Origin of the sequence: Devosia sp. Leaf64 (assembly GCF_001421945.1) — a bacterium.
GTDB lineage: Bacteria > Pseudomonadota > Alphaproteobacteria > Rhizobiales > Devosiaceae > Devosia.
Genome location: NZ_LMLO01000002.1, coordinates 297,154 through 314,849, shown reverse-complemented (window position 1 = coordinate 314,849; position 17,696 = coordinate 297,154). Strand labels below are relative to the sequence as shown.

General features: G+C 62.0%; 17 protein-coding genes. 3 read left to right on the top strand and 14 right to left on the bottom strand.

Going from position 1 to position 17,696, the window contains the following annotated elements; translation table 11 throughout:
• The first annotated feature begins 29 nt into the window (after positions 1-29).
• Both ASE94_RS01545 and ASE94_RS21560 read left to right on the top strand, forming a co-directional pair.
• Positions 30-866 (top strand): sugar phosphate isomerase/epimerase, encoded by an 837-nt coding sequence (locus ASE94_RS01545; protein WP_062628910.1) that lies wholly within the window; start codon positions 30-32, stop codon positions 864-866.
• A gap of 10 nt (positions 867-876) precedes the next feature.
• Complete coding sequence (locus ASE94_RS21560; protein WP_162236022.1) at positions 877-2,610, top strand: PAS domain S-box protein; 1,734 nt, start codon at positions 877-879, stop codon at positions 2,608-2,610.
• Positions 2,611-2,629: 19 nt separating this feature from the next.
• Here ASE94_RS21560 and ASE94_RS01535 read toward each other — a convergent pair whose 3' ends face one another.
• The 12 genes from ASE94_RS01535 to ASE94_RS01480 form a co-directional block, all read right to left on the bottom strand.
• Positions 2,630-3,541, bottom strand: coding sequence for a LysR family transcriptional regulator (locus ASE94_RS01535; RefSeq protein WP_061911721.1), 912 nt, complete (start codon positions 3,539-3,541; stop codon positions 2,630-2,632).
• An 84-nt stretch (positions 3,542-3,625) separates the two neighbouring features.
• Entirely contained in the window at positions 3,626-4,366 is a 741-nt protein-coding gene (locus ASE94_RS01530; RefSeq protein WP_062628908.1) for a sulfite exporter TauE/SafE family protein, read from the bottom strand.
• Positions 4,367-4,554: 188 nt separating this feature from the next.
• Positions 4,555-5,532 (bottom strand): heparan-alpha-glucosaminide N-acetyltransferase, encoded by a 978-nt coding sequence (locus ASE94_RS01525; RefSeq protein ID WP_062628907.1) that lies wholly within the window; start codon positions 5,530-5,532, stop codon positions 4,555-4,557.
• Positions 5,533-5,676: 144 nt separating this feature from the next.
• Positions 5,677-7,527: a DNA helicase RecQ gene (gene recQ, locus ASE94_RS01520; protein WP_062628906.1), complete on the bottom strand. Its 1,851-nt coding sequence runs from the start codon at positions 7,525-7,527 to the stop codon at positions 5,677-5,679.
• A 58-nt stretch (positions 7,528-7,585) separates the two neighbouring features.
• The gene (locus ASE94_RS01515) at positions 7,586-7,915 is read right to left on the bottom strand and encodes a hypothetical protein (protein ID WP_062628905.1); all 330 of its coding nucleotides are present in this window, start codon (positions 7,913-7,915) and stop codon (positions 7,586-7,588) included.
• Positions 7,916-7,973: 58 nt separating this feature from the next.
• Positions 7,974-8,825 (bottom strand): SDR family oxidoreductase, encoded by an 852-nt coding sequence (locus ASE94_RS01510; protein ID WP_062628904.1) that lies wholly within the window; start codon positions 8,823-8,825, stop codon positions 7,974-7,976.
• Between the two features lie 43 nt (positions 8,826-8,868).
• Positions 8,869-9,183: a hypothetical protein gene (locus ASE94_RS01505; RefSeq protein ID WP_062628903.1), complete on the bottom strand. Its 315-nt coding sequence runs from the start codon at positions 9,181-9,183 to the stop codon at positions 8,869-8,871.
• Positions 9,184-9,412: 229 nt separating this feature from the next.
• On the bottom strand, positions 9,413-9,967 hold the full coding sequence (locus tag ASE94_RS01500; RefSeq protein ID WP_062628902.1) for a DNA-3-methyladenine glycosylase: 555 nt from the start codon (positions 9,965-9,967) through the stop codon (positions 9,413-9,415).
• A 120-nt stretch (positions 9,968-10,087) separates the two neighbouring features.
• Positions 10,088-10,294: a hypothetical protein gene (locus tag ASE94_RS01495; RefSeq protein WP_156351743.1), complete on the bottom strand. Its 207-nt coding sequence runs from the start codon at positions 10,292-10,294 to the stop codon at positions 10,088-10,090.
• Positions 10,295-10,411: 117 nt separating this feature from the next.
• Positions 10,412-11,473, bottom strand: a complete 1,062-nt coding sequence (locus ASE94_RS01490) for a D-TA family PLP-dependent enzyme (protein ID WP_062628900.1) — start codon at positions 11,471-11,473, stop codon at positions 10,412-10,414.
• Entirely contained in the window at positions 11,470-12,246 is a 777-nt protein-coding gene (locus ASE94_RS01485) for an SDR family oxidoreductase (protein WP_062628899.1), read from the bottom strand. Before ASE94_RS01485 ends, ASE94_RS01490 begins: the two co-directional genes overlap by 4 nt.
• Positions 12,247-12,432: 186 nt before the next feature.
• Positions 12,433-12,816 (bottom strand): RidA family protein, encoded by a 384-nt coding sequence (locus ASE94_RS01480; protein WP_062628898.1) that lies wholly within the window; start codon positions 12,814-12,816, stop codon positions 12,433-12,435.
• A gap of 190 nt (positions 12,817-13,006) precedes the next feature.
• Here ASE94_RS01480 and ASE94_RS01475 point away from each other — a divergent pair, with 190 nt between their 5' ends.
• Entirely contained in the window at positions 13,007-14,464 is a 1,458-nt protein-coding gene (locus tag ASE94_RS01475) for a M81 family metallopeptidase (protein ID WP_062628897.1), read from the top strand.
• Positions 14,465-14,667: 203 nt separating this feature from the next.
• On the opposite strand, the gene ASE94_RS01470 is transcribed toward ASE94_RS01475, so the two are convergent.
• Positions 14,668-16,680, bottom strand: coding sequence for a beta-N-acetylhexosaminidase (locus ASE94_RS01470; protein ID WP_062628896.1), 2,013 nt, complete (start codon positions 16,678-16,680; stop codon positions 14,668-14,670).
• Positions 16,681-16,820: 140 nt separating this feature from the next.
• Entirely contained in the window at positions 16,821-17,687 is an 867-nt protein-coding gene (locus ASE94_RS01465; protein ID WP_061911707.1) for a MurR/RpiR family transcriptional regulator, read from the bottom strand.
• Positions 17,688-17,696: the final 9 nt, after the last annotated feature.

The window sequence follows — 17,696 nt, the reverse complement described above, 5'->3', positions numbered from 1 at the left end:
TCTGATTCCGAGGAATGGGGAGAATACTTATGGCGCAGAGTGCTGACCGCATCGCGGTCTCCACCTGGTCGTTGCATCGCTTTTTGGGCACGACCTATGCACATGACCTGACGACGACGGCCATCGGCCCGGGTGAAGACACCTATGGCGAGGGCAGCGAGTCCCTGCTCGGCCTGCCTTCGGTGCTCGCCAATCATGGCTACAAGCGCCTCGAAATCGTCTCCTTCCACATGCGCAGCCGCGATTCCATCTATCTCGCCGAACTGCGCGAGCAGTTGCGCATCGCTGGCGTCACGCTGCAGACCCTCCTCATCGATGCCGGTGACATCACCGACCCGGTCAATGGCGCTCGCGACACCGCCTGGATCGCCGGTTGGGTTGAGGTCGCCAATGAGCTCGGTGCTGAAAACGCCCGCATCATTGCCGGCAAGCAGCAGCCGACGCCCGAAAACATCGAGCGCTCCATCTCCGCCCTCCGCCAATTGGCCGACGCCAATGCCGGTTCGCCCCTCCGCCTCGTCACCGAAAACTGGTTCGATCTGCTGTCCTCGCCTTCTGTCGTCCACGAAGTGCTCGACCGGCTCGAAGGCCGCATTGGCCTACTGGGCGATTTCGGCAATTGGTCGGGCCCGACCAAATACCAGGATCTCGCCTCCATCTTCCCGCGCGCCGAACTCTGCCACGCCAAGGCAACCTTCGCCGATGGCCAGCTCGACGAGGCCGATTATGCCGCCTGCCTCTCGGCCGCCGAAGGCGCCGGCTATAAGGGTCCCTATACGTTGATCTTCGATGCCGACCATCCCCACGAATGGACGGGCCTTGCCGAAGAGCGCGACTTCATCCTCTCGCGCCTCGATCAGGGCTGACAGGATGAGCATGGCGCGTGCCGTTCAGCGGCGTGTAGTCCGATCGAGAAGTAGCCAGCGCGCAGTGCCCGTCCTGTCGCGTCTGGCTGAAGTTGCGCCTGTCGGCATGCTCGTCACCGGGCTCGACGGTGCAGCGCGCTATCTCAACCCGGCTTTCACGCGGCTCCTCGGCTATCAGCTCGATACCGAGCAGCCGTTTTTCGGCTTCGATCTGCTGCACGAAAGCGATGCCAATGCCGGGCGGCAACATATCGCCCGGCTGGCGCGCGGCGAGGCCGAGCTTTATCGCGGCGAACATCGCATGCGCCATGCCGATGGCCAGCCTGTCTGGGTCATGCTCGCCGCAGCCCTTGCGCGCGATGCCGAAGGCCAGCCCGATTGCATCATGCTTCAGGTCACCAGCATCGAGCTGCAAAAGCGTGCCGAAGAAGCCCTCGCCCATTCGGAAAACCGCTGGAATTTTGCGCTTGAAGGCGCCCGCCAGGGCGTCTGGGACCATGATATCCGCACCGATGCCATGTTCTATTCGCGCATGTGGCGGCGGATGCGCGGTATCCCCGATGATGAAGTCATCGGCAAGGATCATCAGGAGCAGTGGGCCTCGCGCCTTCATCCGGACGATGTGGGCCGGGTGATGAACGACATCCACAAGCAAGATAGCGGCGACGACAATTTCGACGCGCTTGAATATCGCGAGCGAACGCGCGATGGCAATTATATCTGGATCATGAGCCGTGGCCGCCCGGTCGAATGGGACGAGAACGGCAATGCCCTTCGCACCATCGGCACCGATACCGACATCACCTATCTCAAGACCATCGAACAGGAACTGGCCGCCGAAAAGGAACGGCTCCGCGTGACGCTCGAAGCCGTCGCCGACGGCATGATCGGTACCGATAGCCAGGGCCGCGTTACCTTCATGAACCCGGCGGCCGAGCGGTTCACCGGCTTTTCCCAAAGCGAAGCCATTGGCAAATTCGCCGAAAACGTCTTCCCGCTTCGCCTCGCCCATAGCCACGAAGCAGCCCACTGCCCCGCCATCACCTGCCTCACCCATGGCAGCCCGTTCGAAGTTTCGGACGAGGTCATCCTCGTCTCCCGCGATGGTCAGGCGCGTGATATCCGCTGCTCCGCCTCGCCCGTCGTCATGCCCGATGGCAAGGTGACAGGCGCGGTCCTCGTGTTCCAGGACATCAGCCAGAGCCGCGCGCTGCAGCGCGAACTGGCTCACTCCGCCAATCATGATCCGCTGACGGGCCTCCCCAATCGCGTCGCCTTCGATCGCGCGCTCAATCTCGCGCTCGCCTCCGCCGAAGGCAGCAATCGCCGGCATTGCCTCCTCTATATCGACCTCGATCGCTTCAAGCCCGTCAACGACACTGCCGGACATGCCGCTGGCGACGCACTTCTCAAGCAGGTTGCCGAAACCATCCGCGGCGCCTGCCGCGGCCACGATCTTGCGGCCCGCCTCGGCGGCGACGAGTTCGCGGTGCTGCTCGAAGATTGCCCGATGCCCAATGGCAAGCTTGTCGGCCAAAAGATCGTCCGCGCCATCGGCTCGCTGATCTTTTCCTGGAATGGGCGCAATTATCGCATTGGCGCCAGTGTCGGCGTCGCCGCCATCACGCCTGATGCCAAATCCCCTGCCGATTGCCTCAGCGAGGCCGATGCCGCCTGCTATGCCGCAAAGGCCCAGGGTCGTGCCTGCGTCGTTGCTTATCCCGATATCGCTGGGGACGCCTGAGAGCGCAGCTCGCCTTGGCTCAGGCCGAGGGCGAATATGTCTCGGCACACAGCGCCACGAAACTCTTCATCCCCGCCGATTGCGGGCTCGACTTGCGCCGCGCCACCAGCAATTGCCGCATAGCCCAGCTTTCAGCCAGCGGCGCGCAAACGAGGTCCGTGCCCGCCAGCAAATGCAGGCTCGTCGAGCGCAGGAAACCGATGCCGAACCCGGCCTCGACCATGCGCACAAGCGCAGGAAAACTTTCGACCCGCAGCGTCTCATTGAGCGCCTGCCCCTTGGCCTGCGCGGCCTCAGCCAAGAGCCGGTCGAGCGAGCCGGAATGATGCACCCCGACAATGGTGTGATCACGCACCGTGTCGAACGAGATCGATTTGCGCGGCTCGATCTTGCTCGCGAGCGGATGATCGGGCGGCGCCAGAACCCAGATGCGCTCGTCCTCGAAGGGCCGGATTTCGAAACGCGCAAAATCATAGTTGTCCGAGACGATGGCGACATCCGCCCGCCCCTCGTCGAGCGCCAGCAGCGCCTTCGCTGCGCCCATCTCGGCGATGGAGAGCTCGATTCCCGGAAATTTCTTAGCAAACCGGGCCAGCAGTTCCGGCAGGCGCCCCGTCAGCGCCGATCCGGTGCAGGCAAGCCTGAGGCTCCCGCGCTGCCCCGATCCAAACTCGGCCATGACCGCATCGAGATCGGCAATGGAACGGAGAACCGTCCGGCACCCTTCGGCATAGGCTTCACCCGCCGCGGTCAGCTTGACCCCCTGCGCAGAGCGATCGAACAATACGACCCCGAGCCGCGCTTCGAGGTCGGACACGCGTCGGCTCACAGCGGACGAAGCGATACCTTCGCGCTCGGCCGCCCGGCCAATCGAGCCGGTTTCAGCCAGAAGCAGAATAAGCCGCGCGGTGACGCTGTCGAATGGTGCCATGTCGTTTCCTCGCCGCCACCATAAAGGCGGATCGGCCGAGGTCAAAACCCATCGCAGAACATTGGACCAATTGCTGTGCGTAAGCTATCCCGCCAGCGCCATCAGCCCGCGTACGAGGTAAAACAGCCCGATCCCCGTGACGATCCAGCGCGTCCACTTGCGGAAATTCTCGTCCGAAAGCCGCTGCAGCACGCGATAGCCCACATTGGTACCCAGAATGGCGAAGGGCGCGGCGACCAGCGCGATGATCCAGTCCCCCGGCGCCATCGCCGAAGCCATGGCGCCATAAAAGACGATCTTGGCCCCATGCGAGAGCACCTGCGCCGCCGCCTTGGTAGCAATGACAGTACGCCGATCCATTTCGGTGCGAATAAAAAAGATATCGATCGTCGGCCCGGCAACACCCACCGCAAGATTGAGCCCCGAGCCGAAAAAGCCGCAGAGAAAACCATGAAGCGGCTTACTGGCGTCGAGCGCCAGCCACCCTTTCGGGATCCAGACCAGGATCGGCATCAATCCCACGACGATACAGACGGTGACGAAATCGGGCGTGTAGCGCACGATGAACAACAGCGCCGCCGCCGTTAGCAGCCCGAGCAGGATCGTCCCCAAAATCCGCCACTCGATAAATTCGCGCGAAAAGATCGCTCGCGAGCCATTGGCGATCAATTGGATAACACCCTGCACGGCAATCGCCGTGGCCACCGGCAACAGCGTCATCAATGCCGCCAGAAGGATCATCCCCCCTGCCATGCCAAAAATCCCCGACAGCACCGAGGTACAAAAAGTAGCGAGAGCGAGGGCAAAAAGGATCAGAGGCGACATGACAACAAGATGACTGAGCCGCCCCCGGCAATCCAGCCGGCTTTGGGCATGGGGTCATGCCCCTAAGGCCCCCTCACCCGGCCTTCGGCCGACCTCTCCCCCAAAGGGAGAGGTGGTTAGAGAAAGTCGCGGAGCGACACCTCTCCCTTTGGGGGAGAGGTCGCCGCCACGCGGCGGGTGAGGGGGCCTTAGGGCTGGTCCAGCAATTCCGGATAAATCACCGCCGAACACTGGCGATTATTCTCGTCGAGCTTGGCCTGCTCATCGGCCGTCAGCACGCCGGAATAAACCGGGTCCCACAGATTATCCCGCGTGAGACCGTCCATGCCGCACTGGCAATAGGTCGTGCACATCTCCGCACTCGTCCCGCCCGTCTCGCAGGTCGCCTGGCAGGTTTTCAGAAAATCCGCCTCGCGCAGCGCATCCTGCGTGCCAAGCAGCATCGAAAGCGGCACGATCGCCGCGAGCAGCACCGGCTGATGGATCAGGTAAAACGGCAAGCTCCAGCGTCCCAACCAGCCCAAGGCCCGCGGCACTTTCCCCTGCGGCTGTACCTCAGCGAGTTTGGGCAAAACCCGCGCCTTGGCGAGCCGTGTCGCCAAAATCCCGACGAGCACCGCCCCGAACCAGGGAAAGACCGGCACGAGATCGTTCGTCACCGGCGGCGTCACCCAGAAGCCGAGCCAGGAAAAGACCTTCTCGTTAAAGAGCGGATCGGCAAAGACGAAATGCGGCACGATGAACAGCAGCGCCACCAGCCCCACCGCCCAGACCGGCACAAAGAGGAAGGGCAGCCCCATCAGCATGAAAAGCGCGATGGCATGCAGCACGCCGAAATAAACGAAGGCATCTGGGAAGGTGAAATAGGTCCCAAGCGTTATCGCCAGCGCCCCGAGCGCCACGAACAGCCAGCGCCGCCAAAAACTCTTCCAGCGAATACCATTCCCATGCCCGAGCACGAGGCCCACACCGACGAGAAACAAAAAACTCGCGAGGATCGAGCGGGCAAAAAACACCCAACGAGGATCAAACCCCACATCGGCGCCGATGAACCCGAAATACCAAAGGTCCCAGCAGAGGTGGTAAAAAGCCATAAACAAAATGGCCACGCCACGCGCGATGTCGATGACGGGGAGGCGTGGTTTTTTAATCGAAACGTCGCTCACGCAGAGCCCCTCTCACCCGTCTCGGGCTTCGCCCGATCCACCCTCTCCCCAAGCGGGAGAGGAATGGTGCACACTTCTAATTCTTCTCCCTCTAGGGGAGAAGGTGGCGCGAAGCGCCGGATGAGGGGGCCTTATCAAAAGGCCTCAATCCCCAGAATACCCCACCACCACCGCCAAAAACGCGTCGCCATAGCGATCGAGTTTCCCCTGCCCAACCCCAGGCAGGTTCAGCATCCCATGCGGATGCGTCGGCTTGGCCATCGCCATGGCTTTGAGCGTCGCGTCATGAAAGATCACATAGGGCGGCACGCCCTGACTCTTGGCAATCTTAAGCCGCTCGGCCCGCAGCGCCTCGAACAGCCCCTTGGCATAATCGGGCACTTCCACCGATTTGCTGAGCTGGCGCCGCACTTCGACGGCCTTTTTCGGCCGGTCCTTGCGCAGCGTAACGCTGCGCTCGTGCTTGAACACCGCCCGCGCGCCTTCGCCCAGCGTCAGCGCGCCATGATTGGCGTGGTCGACGACAATCAGACCCATGGCCGTCAATTGCCTGAGCACCGATTGCCAGGCTTTCGCATCGAGCTCACGCCCCTGCCCGAAGACGGGTTGGTTCTGATGACCAAAGCGCTGCACCTTCTCGGTTTCCTTGCCGACCAGAACATCGATCAAATGTGCCGCGCCAAACCGCTGCCCGGTGCGATAGATCGCCGCCAGCGCCTTGATGGCTGCCTCCGTGCCGTCCCAGCTTTCGACCGGCGAGCGACAGGTATCGCAATTGCCGCAATTGCCGTCATGCGCCTCGCCAAAGTGGTTGAGGATGGCCTTGCGCCGGCATTCCGCGGTTTCGCAAACCCCAAGCAGCGCATTGAGCTTGCCATGCTCGACCCGCTTGATCTCGTCGGGCGCATTGCCCTCCTCGATCATGCGCCGCCGCTGCACCACATCGGCCATGCCATAGCTCATCCAGGCATCGGACGGCTGACCATCGCGCCCGGCGCGGCCGGTTTCCTGATAATAGGCTTCAATGGAAGACGGCAGATCCATATGCGCGACGTAGCGCACATCCGGCTTGTCGATCCCCATGCCAAAGGCCACCGTCGCAACGAGACACAAGCCCTCTTCCTTGAGGAAAGCGTCCTGATTGGCGCTGCGCATCTCGGCCGGCATGCCCGCATGGTAGGGCAGCGCGCGAATCCCCTTGCCGCTGAGATAATCGGCAATATCCTCGACCTTGGCGCGGCTGAGGCAATAGACGATGCCGCTTTCGCCCTTATGGCCGGCCAGAAAATCGAGCAATTGCTCGCGCGCTTTATCCCGCTCGACGATGGAATAGGAGATGTTGGGCCGGTCGAATGAGGTCGTGAAAACCTCGGCCTGTTCGAGGCCCAGGCGCTCGATAATGTCTTCGCGCGTCGTCGGATCGGCCGTTGCCGTCAGCGCGATACGCGGCACGCCGGGAAAGAGTTCGACGAGATGGATCAGCTCGCGATATTCGGGCCGGAAATCATGCCCCCACTGGCTCACGCAATGGGCTTCGTCGATCGCAAAGAGCGCGATCTCGACGCCAGACAGCATATTGGCAAAGCCCGGCGTCGCCACGCGCTCCGGCGCCACATAGAGAAGATCGAGTTCGCCGGCGCGCAATTGACGCCGCACCGTACTCGCTTCCTCAGGCGACAGCGAAGAATTGAGCGCCGCCGCCGCGACGCCCGCCTGCTTGAGCGCCTCGACCTGGTCGCGCATCAGGGCAATCAGCGGGGAAACGACAATCCCGACCCCCGGCCGGCAAATGGCGGGGATCTGAAAGCACATGCTCTTGCCCGCGCCGGTCGGGAACAGCACGACCGCGTCGCCACCGCCGACGATTTGGTCGATCACCTTGGCCTGCTGGCCGCGAAACTGCTTGTGTCCGAATATTTCGCGCAGAACATCGAGCGGGGTCAGCCGCTCGGTTCGGTGGGGCGAAAACAGATCATAGGAATCGAGCGCTTGCACAGGTTCCTTGAATCATGAGCGCGGGGTGAGCCGCAAGGGCATCGCGCCCGCCTATCCCCTACACATAGCCGAGAGCTGCAAACTGGCTGTCGAACCACCACCAGCCGAGCCCGGTCAAAACCGCAACGACGGCAAAGGCGATCCAGCCCTTGGCCGTCAGGTTCTGGTGGTCGGGCGTACGATAGTCAAAGCCATCGCCAAAAACGAGAAAGATGGCGCCGAACACAAAGCAGAGCGGCACCAGCGCAAAGACCTTCAATTCATAGTGCACTTCCGGCACGCCCGCCTGCGCCTGCTGCAGCGGCACGAGCAGAAAGAAATAGAGACAGGCAAAGCCGATCAAGACGATCGCCAGCCCGCCCAAGCGCACCAGAATCTCCCGCGCCATATGGCCCCTCCCGCTTCGCCGTGGGAACGTGACACGCGCGCGGGAAAACAAGCAAGCCTTAGCCGCCGACGATCTCGCCGCCATTGGGGTGCAGCACCTGCCCCGTCAGGTAGGAGCTTTCGTCACACGCCAAAAACAGATGGCACGTCGCCACCTCATTGGGCTGACCCGGGCGTTTGAGCGGCTGGCTCGCGCCAAATTCAGCGACCTTTTCTGCCGTAAATGTCGCGGGGATCAGCGGCGTCCAGATTGGCCCCGGCGCCACTGCATTGACGCGGATATTCTTATCCGCAAGGCTTCCCGACAGCGAGCGCGTAAAGGCGACGATGGCGCCCTTGGTCGAGGAATAGTCGAGCAGTTCGGGCGACCCACGATAGGCCGTGACCGATGTCGTGTTAACGATCGACGCGCCGTTCTTGAGGTAAGGCATCGCCGCCTGCGTCATGTAAAAATAGCCATAGAGATTGGTGCGAAAGGTCTTTTGCAACTGCTCTTCGGAGATATCGGTGATCTCCTCCTGCGGATGCTGCTCGGCCGCATTGTTGATCACCACATCGATCTGGCCGAATTCCTCGATAACCTTGCCAACGACCGTTTCGCAAAAACTCTTGTCGCCGACATCGCCGCGCAGCAGCAGCGCTTCCTTGCCCTCGGCCGTGACGGTGTCGGCCGTAATCTTGGCGTCCTCGGTTTCCTCGAGATAAACCAGCGCCACCTGCGCCCCCTCGCGGGCAAACAGCACCGCGCAAGCCCGCCCGATGCCGCTATCGCCGCCGGTGATGATGGCGACCTTATCCTTGAGCCGCCCATTGCCGGGAAATTTCGGCATATATTGCGGTCGCGGGTGCATCTCCGTCTCGCGCCCGGGCTGATGATCCTGCGTCTGCGGCGGGTTGATGGCTTCGGACATTTTTGTTCCTTGGATTCAGGTCGGAAGACGCGATGCGATAGGCCTAGTGCGCGTGCTGCTCGGCATTCCGCTTGCGCGTCGCGGCGGCCTTTTTCGCTGAAGCCGATCGATCGGCCGCCGAGCGGTTCGCCGATGCCTTGCCACCCTTTTCGCCGCCTCTATGCGCAGCCGGATGGCCAGTGTCCTTGCCGCGGCCGGAGCCGGATTTCTTGCCGCCGCCATCGTCCTTGTTGACGCTGGCCCAGGCGCGGCGCTCGGCTTCCTCGTGGCTCACGCCCTTTTTCTCATAACCCTCTTCGATATGCTCGGCCTTGCGCTTCTGCTGATCGGTATAGGCGGATTTATCGCCCTGCGGCATGGTCGCCTCCTGCGACGGAAATGGGGATGAAGGGATCGCGCGGGTGGGATAGAGGCTCGGCTGCCTATTCGTTGGCCGGGCAGGGAAACCGGAAAAACCAAGCCCGTTCCTCATGCCACCGCGTCCGGTTGACGCGCGCTTTCCCTTCGAGAAGGCAACGGCATGCCCCCGGTGCAGTTGCCGAGAGCGTCAGAGGTTAATCAGCTGGATTTTTCGGCCTGCAAAAAGCTCAAGGCTTCATCGGCTTGCTGAGATAGCGCGAGTTGCGCTCGACAAACCGCCACGGCGTCTCGACACCCTTGGTGATGCCGATCCGCGGCCCCGTGACCACTTCGCTCACCGCCTCCGCCGGCAAAAGCGCAAACGGCGCTTCATCGAGCGGTAAGCCATTTTGCTTGAGATCCACCGCCAAAGCCGCCGCCAATTTCCCCGGTCCAGAGCAAAGCTGTTTCTCAACCACCCCGCCCCGCCGCTCGTGCATCATATCGAGCCCGACATTCGGCTCTAGTGCCCGAATAAGGATGGCACTGCCCGGCCGGCAAACAAAGTTGAGGCAGTAGTGGATGCCGTAAATCTTGTAGACATAGGCATGGCCAGGGGGCCCGAACATCGCTGCGTTGCGCGGCGTCGGCCCACGAAAACTATGCGACGCCGGATCGGCCTCATCATAGGCCTCCACCTCGACGATCCGCCCGCCGACCCCATCGACCAGCAGCACCATGCCAATCAGTTCCGGCGCGACCTCGAGCACCGGCCGATCGAAAAATTCCTTTGAAACGCTCAAGCGCGTACCGCATGAGCAGGTCTAGCCCCACGCCCATTCAGCCCGCCATCAGTCACGAGAAAGCCCGCGCCCGCGCGCTCGCGCAAAAGGGTCAGTCCGTCCAAACCGCACCCGCCGCGTTCAGAACGCTTTTGGTTGCCCGTGCTGCCGGATAACCAGCGGCTTGCCGCCGATATAGCGTTCCTGGGCCGCGTTGCTCCACCAGGAGATGACGCAGAAGCCAAGATTGAGTGTGGGCACGACGCCCTCGACTTCGAATGATCGCATCTGCCGCTTAGGCTTGATGCGCAGGGTCCCGCGACCCAATGGCAGCCTGATCCAAGACATTGCAATCCCCCCGGATTGGATCGGACCAGCATGGTTAAAAAGACCTTAAGCGTCAACGTCATAATTCCTATACATAGAATTTTTTCTTTTGACGTCAGAAGTTTGCGTGAAATCCTCTCAATCGACGCGACCGCGCGCTGCAACATGCACGGTTTCAACGACTTCCTCGCCGCGCACGAGCGTCACCGTGTCGAACAGATTGCTCACCGGGCAGCAATGATTGGGCACGATGCGGATCGTGTCGCCGATTTTCGGCTTCACCGCGCAAGCGGAAACATCAACCGTGCCATGCTCTTCGCTGAGGCCAACAATCTTCGCCTCGGGATAATCGAGCACATGGCCATGCCCCTCCAACCCCAGGAGATCGCTGGTCAGCGTCTTCGAGCCTGCGTCGATTATCGCGCGCCCCTCGGTCGGCCGCGACACCACCGTTGCCACCACCGTCAGCGCGCACTCGTCATAGCTGGCCGCCCCCGCCGCCACCTGGCTGCGATCCATATAGATATAGGTGCCCGGCCGATATTCAGTCGCCACCCCGGCTTCTTCCATATGCCAGATATCGGGCGTTCCGCCGGTCGTGATCTCGGGCAGCGGCATGCCCGCGCTGTCGAACAGCGCCTTGGCCTCGGCCAGCCAATCCGCCGCCTCGCGATACTTCTTCGCCGCCGGATAGGTCATCAACCCCGCAAATTGGAGCCCCGGCAAAACCGCGATCTGCCGCGCCAGCGACAAAGCCGCCTCTGGCGATTGCACGCCGCATCGGCCCATACCGGTATCGCATTCGACGAAAACCCCAAGCGGACGGTTTTGATCGCCAAAAGTCTCGGCCAGCCCCATCACCGTCTCGGTGCTGTCGGCCACGACGCGAATGGTCACCCGCTCATGCAGCGCTTTCAGCCTGTCGCGCTTCTTGGCCCCGACAATATTGAAGGTCAGCAGCAGATCATCGAGCCCGGCATCGGCCATCACCTCGGCCTCACCGAGCTTCTGCACCGTGATCCCCACCGCGCCCAATTCCACTTGGCGTTTGGCAAAGCGCGGCAGCTTATGCGTCTTGATATGCGGCCGGAGCTTTATGCCGGCTCTATCCGCCGCATCCTGCGCCTTCTTGAGGTTGGCTTCGGCCTTGTCGAGATCGACCAGCACAACCGGGGTTTCGAGTTCAGAAATAGTGCTCATTTGCCCCTCAAGACCTCGTTCACAAATCTCAGATTGCCCGCCGTCAGCCCGGCATCGACCGGCAATACCGTGCCGGTTATGCCCGAGGCCGCATCGGAACACAAAAACAGCGTCGCATGCGCTACTTCCACAGGGCTCACCATCCGCCCCAGCGGATAATGCGGCAGCACATTATCAAGAAGGCTCGGATCCGCCGCCAATCGATGATCCCAGGCCGGCGTTCGCACCGATCCCGGCGCCACGACATTGGCCCGCACCCCCTCGCCCCCGCGCTCGACCGCAATCGCCTTGGCATAGGCGATCAAGCCCGCCTTGGCCGCGGAATAAGCGGGATTGCCAAAGTGGGCGATGGCATTGACCGACGAGATAAAGACCAGCGCGCCCCGCCCCCGCTCCACCATGGCGGCAATGATCGGATCGGTCAGCGCATAGGCGCCATTGAGATTGATATTGAGCTCTGCAGCCCAAACCGCATCATCGACCATCCCCAGATGCTCGGCTCGGGTAAAACCGACATTGGCGACCACGGCATCGTAGACCCCATGCGCCGCAATATCGGCAGAGATCGCCGCACGCGTCGCCGCCATATCCGCCTGGTCGAAAAGCACTTGTCGCACGATTGGCAAGCCATCAAGCAGCCCAGCCTCACGATCGGCCCCCACGACCTCGGCCCCCGCCTCACGAAACACCGCCACCAGCGACCGCCCAATACCGCCACCAGCGCCGGTAATGAGCACGGTGTTCCCGTCGAGGCGGAAGGGGGATTGGGTCATCTTATTCCTCATACATTTGGGGCCGGCATGACGCCCCCTCATCCGGCGCTACGCGCCACCTTCTCCCCGAGTGGGAGAAGAACAGAGTGGCGGCCACCTCTTATTCCTCTCCCTCTCGGGGAGAGGGTGGATCGCGCACAGCGCGAGACGGGTGAGGGGGCCACACGTGAGAGCGAATGCGAGCCCTCACGGCCCCTTATACGCCACCAAATCTATCTCAACCTTGCAATCCACCATCATCCGGCTCTGCACGCAGGCTCGGGCCGGCGGATGCTCGCCAAAATAGCTCTTATAAACTCCATTAAAGCTCCAGAAATCCCGGGGATCATCGAGCCACACCCCAACGCGGACCACATGCTCGAGCCCGTAATCGGCCTCTTTCAAAATCGCGAGCAGGTTCTGGATCGTCAGGTGCGTCTCGTCGACGATCCCACCCCGAACGATCTCGCCGTCCTTCATTGCCACCTGCCCCGAAACATAGAGCCAGCCGCCGGCTTCCACGGCGCGGGCAAAGGGGAGGTTCTGGCCACCGGCACCGGACTTTTCAGTCCCATAACGCTTGATCGGCATGGCGGCATCCTTCCAGGAAAATGAAACTCAGTTTCTCTTTTCGTCCAATTTTTTGGTCCTTTGAAGCTGAAAACGCCTGACTTTGGCAGCAAAAATGTAAATTTCTTACGTGAAGCACTGAAAACACCGTGCTAGGCTCGGTCAGCGCGAACACTCGCGCCCTCACGTCCCCAGCCTTCGGAAATCTGTCGTGCGCGTCTTCACCGCGGCCCTCGCCACCGAGACCAATACGTTCTCCCCCATCGCCGTCGACATCAGGGCCTTCGAAGCCTCGCTTCATGCCGGCCCCGGCGAACATCCGGCGACCCCGACTCTTTGCACCGCTCCGATCACCGTCGGCCGCGAGGTCTGCGCCCGCGAAGGCTGGACCCTCATCGAAGGCAGCGCCTCCTGGGCCGACCCCGCCGGCCTCGTCGCGCGCCAGACCTATGAAGACATGCGCGACGCCATCCTCGGCCAGCTTGAGGCCGCCATGCCGGTCGACGCGGTCGTCCTCGGCCTTCACGGCGCCATGGTCGCCCAGGGCTATGATGATTGCGAAGGCGATCTTCTCTCCCGCGTCCGCGCCATTGTCGGTCCCGATGTGCTGGTCTGCGCCGAGCTCGACCCCCATAGCCATCTCACCGCCAAGCGCGCGGCGGCCGCAGACTTTTTCGTCTACTTCAAGGAATTCCCGCATACCGACTTCGTCGATCGCGCCCGCGACCTCTGGGACATCGCCGTCCGCACCCTCAAGGGCGAAATCAAGCCGGTGATGTCGATCTTCGATTGCCGGATGATCGACGTCTTCCCGACCTCCAAGCAGCCCATGCGCGGCTTTGTCGACAAGCTGCTTACACTCGAAAAATCCGAGCCCGATCTATTGTCTCTTTCGGTCGTCCACGGCTTCATGGCCGGCGACGTGCCCGAAATGGGCACCAAACTTTTGGCCGTCACCAACAATGCCCCCGCCAAAGGTGCAGCACTCGCCGAAACCCTCGGCCGCGAACTCTTTGCCATGCGCGGCACCTTCATGGTCGCCCAGGTCGATGAGCAAACCGCCGTCACCGCCGCCCTCGCCGCGCCCAAGGGCCCGGTCGTCATCGCCGATGTCTGGGACAATCCCGGCGGCGGCACGGCGGGCGATGCCACCGTCCTCCTCGCCGAACTCATCTGTCAGAACGCAACCGACGCTGCCGTCGGCACCATCTGGGACCCGATCGCCGTCCAGATCTGTTTTGCCGCCGGTGAAGGCGCCGAAATCCAGCTCCGCTTCGGCGCCAAATCAGCGCCCCATACCGGCCAGCCCATCGACAAGCGCGTCACAGTAAGAAAACTCGTCCGCGACGCCCAGATGCGGTTCGGCGAAAGTTTCGCCCCCTTCGGCGACGCTGCCTGGATCCATTTCGACGGCATCGATGTCATCCTGAATTCGACGCGAGCCCAGAGTTTTGATCCCAGCCTCTATTCGGCGATGGGCATCGACCCCACGTCGCGAAAAATCCTTCTTATTAAATCGACGAACCACTTCTACGACTCGTTCTCGAAAATCGCCTCCGAGATCATCTACTGCTCAGCCGGCAAACCCTACCCTAATCGCCCCGCCGAAACCGACTATCGCAAAGCCCCCAAAACCATCTGGCCGATGGTGGAGAATCCGTGGGGGTGATGTGTCCCAATCTCGATTGTCACCCCGGCGAAGGCCGGGGCCCATCCTGAAATCTCAAGAGGGCTCCCCGCCTGCGCGGGGATGACAGCCGGCGGATGACGGAAGTCTAACCAACTCCGTCTTCCCTGCCCCTCAACGCTAACGGAATGCTAACAAAAAGGCCGCCGTTTCCCAACGGCGGCCCTTGTCATTTCAGGCTATTTTCACTCCGCGGACCAATGCCCATACATGATCGGCATCAGCCCCACGAGCGCCTTGAACCGCTCCCAGCTTTTCCGCTCCGGCAGCGTCCAACCAGCCTCGGCCACCGCCGAAAGCCGTGGGAAAACAAGACGATCGAAGATGGCGCGGTCCGTCATCGACTCGCTCCAGATACAGCTCTGGATCCCGAGAAGATGCTTCAAGCCCGGTTGCGAAAACCCTTCGCGCGCCTCGAATTCATACGTCTCCTGCGGACCCGACCACCCGGCCCAACCGGCACCCGGTTCGGCCCAGGAAATTCCGTTAGCCATATCAAGGTAGTAGCGCTGACCGGGCGATACGACGATATCAAAACCGCGCTCGGCGAGCGCTGCGTTGATCTCCACATTGCGCCAGCCGATGACATAGGATTTTTCCTTGTCCACCGCATCGCCATGCGCCGCTTCTTCCCAGCCGCCGGTCACCGCGCCCTTCGAAGAAATATAGGCATGCACCCGCTTGATGAACTCGGCCTGGAGGATCGCGGTGGGCGAGCCTTCGATTTCGTCGGCGCCGTGATGGTTGCCCAACTGGTTGAATTGCTTAGCATGTTTTTCGCGCATGGCGGGGCCCGCCATCTTCTCGAGCATGTCGAGCGCCAGCGGCGAACCCGACCAGGCCGCGAGCGGTACTTCGTCGGCGCCGAGGTGGAAAATGCCTGCCGGGAACAGCTCGAGCACTTCGTCGACCACCGTTTCGACGAACTTATACACGGGCTCATGCGCCGGATTTAGACTGTTGTTCGGAAAGCCCTGAACCGATTGGTATTCGCCGGTCTCGTTGGGGTCGCGCAATTCGGGGAGGGCCTGCAGCGCCGCATAGAAGTGGCCTGGCATATCGACTTCGGGGATCACGGCAATGCCAAGACTATCGGCCAACGCCACAATTTGCCGGATAACGGCCTTGGAATAAAAGCCACCAGTCGGCTGCGGACCAGACCCGAGCAGCGGCGGCAAGGCCTTGCCGTGACCGCGCCAGGCGGCCACCTCGGTCAGGGCCGGATAGGCGTCGATCTCGATACGCCAGGCCTCGTCCTCGGTCAGATGCCAGTGGAACTTGTTCATCTTGTTCCACGCCATGATCTTGATGAGTTGGCTCACCTCGGCCCCGGTATAGAACTGCCGCGCGACGTCAAGATGCGACCCGCGGAAGGCGAAGCCGGGCTCGTCGCTGATCGTGCCGCCCGTCGGGAAGCTGAACGTGTGCGGATAGAGCCTTGCGCCGCGCAGCATATGCCCAAGCGTTACGAGGCCATAAAACAGCCCCTGCCGCGTCGTCGCTGTGAGGCTGAGACTGTTCTCGCTAAATGCGAGTTCATAGGCCTCCGAACCCATGCCCGGCTTTTCGGCGATCGTCACCGGCATGCCGGCTTCCGAGGCCGGCCGCACCAGCGCTTCCACCGGGAAGAGATCATGCACGAGCCCGGTAAAGGCCGCCGCCGCGCGGTTCGCGGCCTCACCCTGTGGCTTCAAATCGAAGCCAACCGGCGCGATGCGCGAGCCCGTCGTCGCCACCACCTTCGGCCAGGGAATGATCGAATGCGCCACCGGCGCCTTGGCCGGCACCGGGAATTTCGCCGCGCCCTTCAAGAGTGGTGCATTGTGCCCCTTGCCCTTTGTCGGCAGGGTCGGAATGGTCACCACCTGCCCATTTTCCAGCACCACATAGGCCGAATTTGCGCCGTCGCTCCAATGCCTTAGGCCATAGGAAAGCCCACGCGCCGTCGCCGTCCAGGTCGCGCCGGGTTCGAGCACGAAACCATCGGGCGGCGCGATCAGCGTGTGGTTGGACAGACGCTTCAAAAGCTTGCCATTTTCCAGCGTCGCATGCGGATCGACCCGCGCCGGTCCCGAAAACCCCAGCTGAAAATTGCTGACCGGCTCATCGCCGATATTGGTCAACTCGATGCCATAGCCCAACGCCTCGCTGTCGGAGGCAGGGGTCCAGGTGGTGACGAGCGAAAATTGTGTGGTCATATTTTTATTTCCTAATATCTTTCAATATCTTGGCTCCAGCAACGTCATTCCCGCGGAAGCGGGAATCCCTGCTGAAGCGAGAGCGGATTCCCGCTTTCGCGGGAATGACGCCGGGGAGCATCTGGCCCCTCGATGCCGCCCTAATCCCCCAGCGGCTGCCCGTCGTCGCCGTCGCGATTGACGACGAGCTGGTGCTTTATGCGGCGCATGCTGGCGATGGCCGAAGGGCCGAGGCGGGTCGCAATGGTCTGGGCCAGCACATCGACCGTCGCGAGGAAGGCATAGCGGCCCGGCGTTGGCCGCAGGATATCGGCGTTCTCGTGCCAATTGACCGGCAGGAGAATGTCGGACTGCGCCGAAACCAGCGATCCCGACCGGGTAGCAACGACGCGCGTCAGCCCATATTCCCCCGCCACGGTCAGCGTCTTGGCAAGCTGCGCATTATTGCCCGAGAGTGAAAAGGCAATGATAACTGTGCCAGCCGGCGCTGCCGCCACCCGCATCAGTTGCAATTGGTGATCATCGGTCGAGGCGACTTTTAGCCCGAGCCGAAAAAGCCGGGTTTCGATCTCGCCCGCCATCATCGAGGAGGCGCCGCCTGAACCGAAAGACAGGACAAAGCTCGACTTGGCGATGCTCTCCGCCGCCCGCTCCACGGCGTTGAAATCAAGCTGCTCGAAGGTTTCGTAGATGATCGACTGGATGCCGTTGACGACGCCCTGCGCGATCTCGTGCACATTGGTCGGCCCAGCCGCCGGGGCGAAATAGCGCTGGCCGACAAAGCGGGATTGGGCCAGTCGCACCTTGAAATCGGCATAACTGCCGCAGCCAAGCCGGCGACAGAACCGGGTCACGGTCGGCGGCGATACCTCGGCTTGCGCCGCAAGATCGACAATGCTCATCTTGAGAACACTGTCGACATCGGCGAGCACGATGTCGGTCAGGGCGCGCTCGGACCGCGTAAATCCGTTCTTCTCGGTCTGCAAAAGGCCAACGATATCAAGCATGGCCCCTCC

Excerpts from the sequence above, each read along its gene's own strand:
- ASE94_RS01545 (WP_062628910.1), top strand. The coding sequence starts at position 30 with ATGGCGCAGAGTGCTGACCGCATCGCGGTCTCCACCTGGTCGTTGCAT.
- ASE94_RS21560 (WP_162236022.1), top strand. The coding sequence starts at position 877 with ATGGCGCGTGCCGTTCAGCGGCGTGTAGTCCGATCGAGAAGTAGCCAG.
- ASE94_RS01535 (WP_061911721.1), bottom strand. The coding sequence starts at position 3,541 with ATGGCACCATTCGACAGCGTCACCGCGCGGCTTATTCTGCTTCTGGCT.
- ASE94_RS01530 (WP_062628908.1), bottom strand. The coding sequence starts at position 4,366 with ATGTCGCCTCTGATCCTTTTTGCCCTCGCTCTCGCTACTTTTTGTACC.
- ASE94_RS01515 (WP_062628905.1), bottom strand. The coding sequence starts at position 7,915 with ATGGCGCGGGAGATTCTGGTGCGCTTGGGCGGGCTGGCGATCGTCTTG.
- ASE94_RS01510 (WP_062628904.1), bottom strand. The coding sequence starts at position 8,825 with ATGTCCGAAGCCATCAACCCGCCGCAGACGCAGGATCATCAGCCCGGG.
- ASE94_RS01505 (WP_062628903.1), bottom strand. The coding sequence starts at position 9,183 with ATGCCGCAGGGCGATAAATCCGCCTATACCGATCAGCAGAAGCGCAAG.
- ASE94_RS01495 (WP_156351743.1), bottom strand. The coding sequence starts at position 10,294 with ATGTCTTGGATCAGGCTGCCATTGGGTCGCGGGACCCTGCGCATCAAG.
- ASE94_RS01490 (WP_062628900.1), bottom strand. The coding sequence starts at position 11,473 with ATGAGCACTATTTCTGAACTCGAAACCCCGGTTGTGCTGGTCGATCTC.
- ASE94_RS01485 (WP_062628899.1), bottom strand. The coding sequence starts at position 12,246 with ATGACCCAATCCCCCTTCCGCCTCGACGGGAACACCGTGCTCATTACC.
- ASE94_RS01480 (WP_062628898.1), bottom strand. The coding sequence starts at position 12,816 with ATGCCGATCAAGCGTTATGGGACTGAAAAGTCCGGTGCCGGTGGCCAG.
- ASE94_RS01470 (WP_062628896.1), bottom strand. The coding sequence starts at position 16,680 with ATGACCACACAATTTTCGCTCGTCACCACCTGGACCCCTGCCTCCGAC.
- ASE94_RS01465 (WP_061911707.1), bottom strand. The coding sequence starts at position 17,687 with ATGCTTGATATCGTTGGCCTTTTGCAGACCGAGAAGAACGGATTTACG.